This window comes from Caballeronia sp. (assembly GCF_028292365.1).
Taxonomy (GTDB): Bacteria; Pseudomonadota; Gammaproteobacteria; order Burkholderiales; family Burkholderiaceae; genus Caballeronia.
On sequence record NZ_JAQGMM010000333.1, the window covers coordinates 1 to 3,761 of the forward strand.

Genomic DNA, 3,761 nt, shown 5'->3' on the forward strand with positions numbered 1-3,761 from the left:
ACCGGCAACTTCCAGCAACTCGGCGAGTTCAAGCCGCAAGACGCGACCACGAACCCCTCGCTGATCCTCAAGGCCGTCCAGAACGACGCCTACAAACCGCTGCTCGAGAAGACCGTGAAGGACCACGCAAGCAAGCCGATGCCCCAGATCATCGACCAGCTGCTGATCGCGTTCGGCAAGGAAATCCTGAAGATCGTCCCGGGACGTGTATCAACTGAAGTTGACGCCCGCCTGTCGTTTGACATCAAGGGGTCGATCGCGAAGGGCCACGAACTCATCAAGCTGTACGAAGATTCCGGCATTGACCGCAAGCGCATCCTGATCAAGCTGGCATCGACGTGGGAAGGCATCCGCGCGATGGAAACGCTGCAGAAGGACGGCATCCACTGCAACATGACACTGCTGTTCTCGACCGCGCAAGCTGCGGCTGCGGCCGACGCCGGCGCGCAACTGATCTCGCCGTTTGTTGGCCGCATCTACGACTGGTACAAGAAGTCGGCGGGCGCGGATTGGGACGCAGTCAAGATGGGTGGCGCGAACGATCCGGGCGTGCAGTCCGTGCGCAAGATCTACGCGTACTACAAGAAGTTCGGCTACAAGACTGAAGTGATGGGTGCGAGCTTCCGCACCGTCAGCCAGATTACCGAACTGGCCGGCTGTGACCTGCTGACCATTAGCCCGGACCTGCTGCAAAAGCTCGCCGGGAGCAACGAAAAGGTTGAACGCAAGCTGTCGCCGGAAGCGGTCGCGAATGATCCGGTGAGCAAGATCGAAGTCGATGAATCGAGCTTCCGCTTCCTCCTCAACGACGACGCCATGGCAACTGAAAAGCTTGCAGAAGGCATCCGCGCGTTCGCGGCTGACGCGGTCAAACTCGAAAAACTGATCGAAGCGCTGAAATAATTTCGCGGTTGCAACAGCTGTATTTCGCGTCTGAAAACGGGCGTCGGCGCTATTACGCCGACGCCTTTTTTTATGCGGAGCGAGGCCGCGGAGTGCGTTTTTAGCCCTCGGGCGTGGGCTAGACTTTTGGCACGGGCGGCGAGGCTGCCCGATCAACCAGGAGTTGCCAATGCGTCTCGAACCCTACTTGTTCTTCAACGGCCGCACGGAAGAAGCGCTTAAGTTCTATCAAACGGCAATCGGTGCGGAAACCTTGTCCGTCCTGCATTTCAAGGATTCCCCCGAAGGCGTGACCGCGACACCCGAATGGCTGGACAAGGTCATGCACGCCACTTTCCGGATAGGATCGAGCGTCATCATGGCGTCAGATGGCGTGAACCCTGCTCCCCAGGTTTTCTCGGGTTTCAGTATCTCGATCGTCGCCGACGACGCCGCTTCGGGCCAAAAAATGTTTGACGCATTGAGCGTTGGCGGCGACGTACGGATGCCCTGGCAACCCACGTTCTGGAGCAGTGGTTTTGGCATGGTCTCCGATCGATTCGGCATGCCGTGGATGGTGAACGTGATGGAAGACATGGAAGGCTGACGCCGCCGTTTGTCTGCGTCGCTTTGGGCTATACCTTTTTTATCGATGAAACGGCTGCGCACCCTCGATGTTCCACTGCCGCTCGATCTCGATCAGCCGCAAGCGCAGCCGGTCGACCTGTTCCGCCAGCCGTTGTGCGAGCCAGTACGGCCCCTGCAATTCGGGCGCGAGGCCCGCCGCAACAGTCGCCGTCTGTTCCAGTCGCGCCGCCGCGGCAGCAGACCCGGTTGCGGCGTGCAGCAACCCCACGCGCCCGAAACGCAACGCGCGGGCTAACAGCAGCAACGTGTGCCGCACTGCGCGCTCGTCCGTGTGAGGGCCTTCGGCAAATCCTGGCGCATCGGCCGGCATGGCCGTCGCCATCATTTCGAGCGCACTGAGAATTGATCGGTGCTGGCGCTGGATGTCGTCGAGCACGGCAGCCGGCACACCGATCTCTTTCGCCACCGACGCCAGCAAGGAGCGCGACGTGACCAGCCGTGAGTTCATCGTGAGGAAATGCTTGGTCAGGATGTCGGCGGACATTGGCCGCCCTTCCATGATTGCGCCGTAAATCCGCGCGCTGTCGCGCATGTTGTCGGCGAGCCGATAGCGCCATGAATAGGTCGCGTATTGCGGCAGCACGAACGAAAAGGCGAGCGCAATCACAATCCCGATCAGCACCGTCAAGGTGCGCCACAGACCCACTTCGATGGATAAATCGCCGTGTCCCGCAACGATGATCGTGGTAATGGCCGTCAGCAACGCGATATATCCCGGCTTGCCGATGGCGTGATACGCGCAGACGCCGGCGATCGCTGCCAGGAGCACGTACGTGATCATGGTCGAGTGGGTGGCCGATTGCAGCAGGATCAGCCCCAACCCCAGCGACGCGCCAAGCAACGTGCCCAGCGCACGCTCCGCGGCCTTCTTACGGATATTGCCGTGATGCTGCAAGCCGCCGATCACCACCAGCAACGTCACCGACGACCATTCGCCATGCGGAATATCGATACCTGAGGTCAGTGCAATCGACGCAAGCAGCGCCAGCGACACGCGCGCAGCATGCAGGTACTTCGCGTATCGATAACGAAAATACGGCGAACCCAGCACATGCAGTAAACGCCGTGCCTGACTGCGGTGGGGCCTGGTCGTATCGGTCGAGGACATGCGGTTCCCGATGAGTTTAGCGGACAAAAAGCGGGGCAAAAGGCTGATGAAAGCGGGCGCCGAAAGACAAAACGCCCGCAACATCCGTTACGGGCGTTTTACCAGCTTTCGAGTCAGGACGGGATTCGATCGCCCGTTTTTCCCTTCTTCGTCCTGGGATCAGGTTTCCGCGACGTCGTAATAATCCTCAGGACTCGTGCGGTCATCCGAGCGCTTGAGACCGATCACACGCACGGCGATGCTCACCACGATCGATACCACCAGGTTCACGACCAGTGCCCACACCGCGGCGTAACCGGGAATTGCATAGCCGAACAGGTGGATTGTGAAGATGGAGCCAGCCAGTTTCAGCGACACCGCCATCCACGTACCCGTTGCAATACCGGCAGCCCAGCCGAGCAGCAAGCCACGATGATCCAGAACCCGCGTGTAAAGCCCGAGCACCAGCGCCGGCAGCGTCTGGATGATCCAGATCCCGCCGAGCAGTTGCAACTGGATGGCGTAGGTCAGCGGCAACGCAAGAATAAACACGACCGCGCCCACCTTCACCAGCAGCGACACCAGCTTGGCGACGTTGGTTTCCTGTTCCGGCGTCATGTTCGTGTTCACGAACTCCTTATGCACGTTGCGCGTGTACAGGTTGGCCGCTGCGATCGACATGATGGCCGCCGGAACCAGCGCGCCAATACCGATGGCTGCAAACGCCACGCCCACGAACCACGACGGGAAGAAGTGCAGGAACAGTGCCGGGACGGCGAAGTTCGAACCGTACGCCTTGAAGTACGGAGCGAATTCCGGCATGTCCTTCACGCCCGATGCCAACGCCATGTAACCCAGCAACGCGAGCAAACCGAGCACCAGCGAATAAGCCGGCAGCAGCGCCATGTTGCGGCGGATCGTGTTGCCCGATTTCGACGACAACACCGCCGTCACCGAGTGCGGATACAGGAATAGCGCAAGCGCCGACCCGACCGCTAACGTGGCATACGCGCTATACCCGTTCAGGCTCGATGCATCGGGTGCCTTCAACAGGATCTTCGCCGGATCGACCGCATGGAAGATCGCGCCGAAACCGCCAAGCTGTGCCGGGATGATGATCATGGCCGCGATGATCGTGATGTAG

The 3,761-nt window shown here is 60.2% G+C and carries 3 protein-coding genes and 1 pseudogene; 2 read left to right on the forward strand and 2 right to left on the reverse strand.

Going from position 1 to position 3,761, the window contains the following annotated elements; translation table 11 throughout:
- Both tal and JWR14_RS20260 read left to right on the forward strand, forming a co-directional pair.
- Positions 1 to 903: transaldolase (gene tal, locus JWR14_RS20255; protein WP_299710420.1), on the forward strand; the 903-nt coding region annotated here is incomplete at its 5' end.
- Between the two features lie 169 nt (positions 904 to 1,072).
- Positions 1,073 to 1,489: a VOC family protein gene (locus JWR14_RS20260; protein WP_299710423.1), complete on the forward strand. Its 417-nt coding sequence runs from the start codon at positions 1,073 to 1,075 to the stop codon at positions 1,487 to 1,489.
- Between the two features lie 39 nt (positions 1,490 to 1,528).
- Here JWR14_RS20260 and JWR14_RS20265 read toward each other — a convergent pair whose 3' ends face one another.
- Together JWR14_RS20265 and JWR14_RS20270 are read right to left on the reverse strand one after the other, a co-directional pair.
- Positions 1,529 to 2,638, reverse strand: a complete 1,110-nt coding sequence (locus JWR14_RS20265) for an FUSC family protein (protein WP_299710426.1) — start codon at positions 2,636 to 2,638, stop codon at positions 1,529 to 1,531.
- 159 nt (positions 2,639 to 2,797) lie between these two features.
- A pseudogene (locus JWR14_RS20270) lies at positions 2,798 to 3,761 on the reverse strand (sodium:solute symporter); the annotation flags it as partial.

What these genes read in the sequence shown, in the direction of transcription:
- JWR14_RS20260 (WP_299710423.1), top strand. Translation starts at nt 1,073, where the DNA reads ATGCGTCTCGAACCCTACTTGTTCTTCAACGGCCGCACGGAAGAAGCG.
- JWR14_RS20265 (WP_299710426.1), bottom strand. Translation starts at nt 2,638, where the DNA reads ATGTCCTCGACCGATACGACCAGGCCCCACCGCAGTCAGGCACGGCGT.